The sequence below is a fragment of the Shigella sp. FC1544 genome (genome assembly GCF_001722145.1).
Taxonomy (GTDB): domain Bacteria; phylum Pseudomonadota; class Gammaproteobacteria; order Enterobacterales; family Enterobacteriaceae; genus Escherichia; species Escherichia coli.
Map to the genome: position 1 here is coordinate 1 of NZ_MECT01000159.1, position 4,115 is coordinate 4,115.

At 53.0% G+C, this 4,115-nt stretch carries 4 protein-coding genes and 1 pseudogene; 1 reads left to right on the plus strand and 4 read right to left on the minus strand.

Going from position 1 to position 4,115, the window contains the following annotated elements; all coding sequences use genetic code 11:
• Positions 1–100 precede the first annotated feature (100 nt).
• From BGK49_RS30155 to BGK49_RS10125, 4 genes and pseudogenes are all read right to left on the minus strand, one after another.
• Positions 101–232 (minus strand): annotated as a pseudogene (locus tag BGK49_RS30155) (hypothetical protein); the annotation flags it as partial.
• Between the two features lie 99 nt (positions 233–331).
• Positions 332–2,401 carry a glycine--tRNA ligase subunit beta gene (gene glyS / locus BGK49_RS10115; protein ID WP_001291811.1) on the minus strand — a complete coding sequence of 690 codons (2,070 nt, stop codon included), beginning with the start codon at positions 2,399–2,401 and terminating at the stop codon, positions 332–334.
• 9 nt (positions 2,402–2,410) lie between these two features.
• Positions 2,411–3,322: a glycine--tRNA ligase subunit alpha gene (gene glyQ / locus BGK49_RS10120; protein ID WP_069375735.1), complete on the minus strand. Its 912-nt coding sequence runs from the start codon at positions 3,320–3,322 to the stop codon at positions 2,411–2,413.
• 94 nt (positions 3,323–3,416) lie between these two features.
• Entirely contained in the window at positions 3,417–3,716 is a 300-nt protein-coding gene (locus BGK49_RS10125) for a YsaB family lipoprotein (RefSeq protein ID WP_000980111.1), read from the minus strand.
• A 234-nt stretch (positions 3,717–3,950) separates the two neighbouring features.
• Between BGK49_RS10125 and BGK49_RS26295 the strand changes: the two genes are divergently transcribed.
• Positions 3,951–4,115 (plus strand): IS1 family transposase (locus BGK49_RS26295; protein WP_047664789.1); only part of this gene is annotated, 165 nt, incomplete at its 3' end.

Genomic DNA, 4,115 nt, shown 5'->3' on the forward strand with positions numbered 1-4,115 from the left:
CTTTCTGTTCCATAACAGGTGTCCACTAGTTGAAAAGGTGGGCACCTACGTTACCAATACAGGCTTAATGGCTACATACGGCGGTCAGTTTACGCTTACATTCGGCAAGGCAACGAGAGATGAGTTCGGGGTCGAGGTAATCCCCCAGAGAAGTCAGTGGGTTACGCAGAGAATCGTAACGGGATACCAGATCAAGAGCCTGTCCAATGTGCATAAAAAAATCCGGAAACAAGTGAGCGTTTCCGGATTCTTACACAGCCACTGGATCGGTCAACTGATCCTTAACTGATCGGCATTATGCCAGATGGCAGGCTTTTTAATAACGGCGTTATTACTGCAACAGCGAAATATCCGCAACGCGCAGGAACAGTTCGCGCAGTTTCTCCAGCATGGTCAGACGGTTGAGACGCAATTCTTTGTCATCAACCATGACCATCACTTTATCGAAGAAAGCATCAACCGGCTCACGCAGCTCTGCCAGTTCGACCAGCGCATCCTGGTAACGACCTTCCGCAAAGTACGGCTCCAGCTTGTCACGTAGCACCACAACCTGCATCGCCAGTTTAATTTCTTCCGGCTCTTTCAGGGTAGAGGCATTCACGCGGTCGCTCAGCACTTCGTCAGATTTCGCCAGAATGTTAGATACACGTTTGTTCGCCGCCGCCAGTGCAGCAGCTGCATCCAGGGTACGGAAATGCGATACCGCTTTCATACGGGCATCGAAATCAGCCGGACGAGTCGGACGACGCGCCAGTACCGCCTGGATGGTGTCAACGGTGTAACCTTCGTCCTGATACCAGGCGCGGAAGCGACCGAGCATAAAGTCGATAACATCATCAACCACGTTGGCGTTAGTCAGCTTATCGCCATACAGACGCACTGCTTCTTCGGTCAGCGTTTGCAGATCAAGGTTGAGGTTCTTCTCAACGATAATTCGCAGCACGCCAAGTGCGGCACGACGCAGCGCAAACGGGTCTTTGTCGCCTTTCGGATGCTGACCGATACCGAAGATACCCGCCAGAGTATCCATCTTATCAGCAATCGCCAGCGCACAAGCTACCGGGTTGGACGGCAGGTCATCACCGGCAAAGCGCGGCTGATACTGCTCATTCAGCGCGACGGCAACGTCTTCCGCTTCGCCATCGTGACGCGCGTAGTGCATCCCCATAACGCCTTGGGTGTCGGTGAACTCGAAGACCATGTTGGTCATCAGGTCACACTTAGACAGCAGGCCCGCACGGGTTGCGTGGTTAACGTCAGCGCCAATCTGTTCAGCAATCCAGCCAGCCAGCGCCTGGATGCGGTCAGTTTTGTCACGCAGCGTACCCAGCTGTTGCTGGAACAGCACGGTTTGCAGGCGCGGCAGGTTATCTTCCAGACGTTTTTTACGGTCGGTATTGAAGAAGAACTCGGCATCCGCCAGACGTGGACGAACGACTTTCTCGTTACCAGAGATAATTTGCTGCGGATCTTTCGATTCGATGTTGGCAACGAAGATGAAGTTCGGCAGCAGTTTGCCATCGTTCGCATACACCGGGAAGTATTTCTGGTCACCTTTCATGGTGTAAACCAGGGCTTCAGCCGGCACCGCGAGGAATTTCTCTTCGAATTTTGCGGTCAGAACGACCGGCCACTCCACCAGCGAAGCCACTTCTTCCAGCAGGCTTTCGCTTAAGTCAGCGTTACCGCCAATCTTACGCGCTGCTTCTTCGGCATCGGCTTTAATCTTCGCTTTACGTTCTTCGTAATCGGCGATGACTTTCCCGCGCTCACGCAGAATTTCCGGATACTGATCGGCGTTGTCGATGGTGAATTCCGGTTCGCCCATAAAGCGGTGGCCGCGAATCACGCGATCGGACTGAATGCCCAGAATAGTTGCCGGAATGACTTTGTCGCCCAGCAGCAGGGTTACGGTGTGCACCGGACGCACGAAGTGCACGTCGCTTGCGCCCCAACGCATCAGTTTCGGGATCGGCAGTTTCGCCAGAGAAGTCGCAACCATATTCGGCAGCAGTGCTTCGGTGCTTTCGCCCTTCACATGGGCGCGATACAGCAGCCATTCGCCTTTATCGGTAGTCAGACGCTCAGCCTGGTCAACGGTAATACCGCAACCACGCGCCCAACCTTCTGCCGCTTTGCTCGGTTTGCCTTCAGCGTCGAACGCCTGGGCAATCGCCGGGCCGCGTTTTTCGATTTCACGATCCGGTTGCGCTTCCGCCAGGTTAGCTACTTTCAGCGCCAGACGACGCGGAGCAGCAAACCATTGAACGGTGCCGTGTGCGAGGCCAGCGTTATCCAGCTCCACAGTAAAATTCGCAGCAAAGGACTCAGCCAGGCTGCGCAGTGCTTTTGGTGGCAGCTCTTCAGTGCCGATTTCCACCAGAAAAGTTTTCTCAGACATAGCCGCCTCTTACTTATCTTTGTTGCACATCGGGAAGCCGAGGGCTTCACGGGAAGCGTAGTATGCTTCTGCCACTGCTTTGGTCAGGGTGCGAATGCGCAGAATGTAGCGCTGACGCTCGGTGACGGAGATGGCTTTACGCGCATCCAGCAGGTTGAAGCTGTGGGCGGCTTTCAGAATACGCTCGTAGGCTGGCAGCGGCAGCGGATTTTCCAGCGCCAGCAGCTGCTGCGCTTCTTTCTCGTACTGCTCAAAGCAGGTGAACAGGAAGTCCACATCCGCGTATTCGAAGTTGTAAGTGGACTGCTCCACTTCGTTCTGATGGAACACGTCGCCGTAGGTGGTTTTACCCAGCGGGCCCTCGCTCCAGACCAGGTCGTAAACGCTGTCTACGCCCTGAATGTACATGGCCAGACGTTCCAGACCGTAGGTGATCTCGCCGGTAACCGGTTTACACTCCAGACCACCAACCTGCTGGAAGTAAGTGAACTGCGTCACTTCCATGCCGTTTAGCCACACTTCCCAGCCCAGTCCCCAGGCACCCAGAGTCGGGTTTTCCCAGTTATCTTCCACGAAACGGATGTCGTGAATAGTCGGGTCCATGCCCAGCTCTTTCAGAGAACCGAGGTACAGCTCCTGAATATTGTCCGGCGATGGCTTAATGACCACCTGGAACTGATAGTAGTGCTGTAAACGGTTGGGGTTTTCGCCGTAGCGACCATCGGTCGGGCGACGAGAAGGCTGAACATAAGCAGCCGCCATCGGTTCTGGCCCCAGCGCGCGCAGACAGGTCATTGGGTGAGAGGTTCCCGCGCCGACTTCCATGTCCAATGGTTGAACAATGGTGCAGCCCTGGCGAGCCCAGTAATCCTGTAAGGTCAGGATCAAGCCCTGGAAGGTCCTGGTATCAAACTTTTGCATATTATTTCGTGCTGGATACGTGTGGATTTAAAGGAAGGGATCAGTATACCCGCTGGATGGAAGATATACAGTACGAAACGGGAAAAAGCAGGGCTTAACGCATGGAAAGATGCAAAAAATGGCCATCTGCGTCAAAAGAACAGACAAACTGCTCTTTACGGAAGGTATAACCGCGCATTTCATAGCTTCCCTGGAACTGTTCGAAGGCGGTGACGTCGATTTTTTGCTCGCCGGTGTTATAACGTTTTGCCGCCTGATCCTTGCATAACGCTTCCATATTCAACGAACGCAGAGGATCAACCTTTACCCGTTGTGCTTTCTGCACGGGTGACGGTGTAGAACAACCCACTAGCACCATAAGCGCCATTGCCGGAAAGAAAGCGTTCATCATCATTAAATTACCGTCTGGTTTGCAGGTGAGTCTTATTATTTATATCGGTATAGTGGCTGATATCTTACGAATTTCCTTAAGCCTCTATAAGCTGTAGTGATAAAACTCAGATTATTCCAGTGCGCCAACCAAATGATTTATCGGTCAGACTTTTTTTAACCAGATACAGAGACACAGATGCAGGTAATGCTGCCAACTTACTGATTTAGTGTATGATGGTGATTTTAAGGTGCTTGCGTGGCTTCCATTTCCATCAGATGTCCTTCCTGCTCCGCTACTGAAGGCGTGGTGCGTAACGGCAAAAGCACTGCCGGACATCAGCGCTATCTCTGCTCTCATTGCCGTAAAACATGGCAACTACAGTTCACTTACACCGCCTCTCAGCCCGGTACGCACCAGAAA